The organism is Sphingobacterium sp. UBA7253 (assembly GCF_002472745.1).
Lineage (GTDB): Bacteria > Bacteroidota > Bacteroidia > Sphingobacteriales > Sphingobacteriaceae > Sphingobacterium > Sphingobacterium siyangense.
The window spans coordinates 1,301-3,204 of the sequence record NZ_DKSP01000002.1 but is presented as its reverse complement, the minus strand read 5'-3'; the positions used below and the strand labels follow the sequence as shown (position 1 = coordinate 3,204).

Below are 1,904 nucleotides of genomic sequence, written 5' to 3'. Positions count from 1 at the left end.
ACACAAACTACTCAGTTTTTTCGTGGGGAGTATGATCCTTTCTTCTGTTGCTTTTGCGCAAGAGAAGAAAGTAAGCGGTCGTGTAACTGGCGCTGACGGGAAACCGTTGGTAGGAGTTACAATTGCTGTTCAAGGATCAAACATTGCTACTCAAACAGATGCAAATGGAAAATATTCTTTATCAGTTCCTGTTGGTAAAGTAATGGTTTTCAGGTATGTCGGTCATTCTGATAAGACTATAATCGTTAAAGATGGACAGTCATTATTCAACGTGTCACTAGAGGATCAGAATACAGCATTAGATGAGGTTGTCGTAGTCGCTTATGGTACTGCCAAAAAAGAATCTGTGACTGGATCCGTAACCTCCGTCTCTGCTAAAGATATCGAAAAGAGACCAGTTACCAATGCATTTGCAGCTTTAGAGGGATCTGCTGCTGGTATTCAACTGAACAACACTTCTGGTATGCCAGGTGCAGAACCTAGTATACGGATACGTGGATTTTCATCATTGAATGGATCTAACAACCCGCTGTATGTCGTGGACGGTGTACCTTTTGGTGGTAATATTTCCGATATCAACCCCAATGATGTGGAAAGTATTTCAGTGTTAAAAGATGCTTCATCATCTGCACTTTATGGAAGTCGGGCTAGTAATGGGGTTATTATTATTACCACCAAGAAGGGTAAGGCTGGCCGTTCTCAGGTTAATATCTCAACAGACCAAGGTTTCTACTCGAGAGGTATTGCCGAATACGATCGCGTGAATGATAGACAATTTATGGAAGCCATGTGGCAGGGATATAGAAATAGTTTACTAACTAACAATTCGGCATCCTATCCAACAGTTCAATCTGCAAATAATGAAGCAACCAAATCTTTGGTGAGCAATTATTTGAAATTAAACATCTATGATAAAGCTGATGATAAATTATTTGATTCCAATGGAAAGCTTGTCTCTGATGCCCAGATAAAAAGTGGATATGCAGACGACTTGGATTGGTTTAAAGAAGTAGATCGCGTTGGACATCGTCAAAATTATAACATTGATGGAACTACCGCTACAGATAAAGCAAAGGTTTTTTATTCGACAGGATACCTGGACGAGAAAGGATACATTAAAAATTCGGGTTTAAAAAGATTTACTGGACGATTAAATGCCGAACTTCAAGCTAAAGATTGGTTCAAGTATGGCTTTAACTTAGCAGGTTCACATCAGATCTCAAATCAAATTAGCGGTTCTACTGACGATGCAAGTTCATTTGTTAATCCGTATAACTATGCAAGATCGATAGCACCAATCTATCCAATTCATTTGCATAACGCAGACGGATCTTATGCATTGGACGAGGCCGGAAAAATACAGTATGATAACGGTGAATCTACAAGATTGCAATATGTAGGAAGACATACCATTTGGGAAAATGAATTAAACAGAGACCAAACGATTCGTAATACAGTAAATGGTAGAGGCTTTCTTGAATTCAAGTTTCTGAAAGATTTTACATTGACTTTAAACGGTGATTTAAATCTTCGCAATTCAGAACGTCGTACGTATAATAACGCAATAATAGGGGATGGTGCAGGTCAGGGTAGAGCGGCTAGGAATATTTATCGCTACAAAAACTATACAGTTCAACAATTATTGACTTGGAACAAAGATTTTGGTTTACACCATCTGGATATATTGGCAGGACATGAGAATTATTCTGACAACTGGAGTTATCTATATGGCTATAAAACAGATGAAATTTTTGAAGGCCAAACGGATATGGTTAATTTTACCAAAATCACGTCGCTTTATGACTATCAAGAAGATTATCGTGTAGAAAGTTTCTTGTCTCGCGCTCGTTATAATTACGCGGGTAAATATTTTGCGGAAGCATCTTTTAGAAGAGATGGCTCAT

1 protein-coding gene is annotated in these 1,904 nt (G+C 38.4%); it reads left to right on the top strand.

The window, feature by feature from the left end; translation table 11 throughout:
- Nucleotides 1-1,904: SusC/RagA family TonB-linked outer membrane protein (locus tag B2X72_RS00030; protein WP_286847966.1), on the top strand; the 1,904-nt coding region annotated here is incomplete at both ends.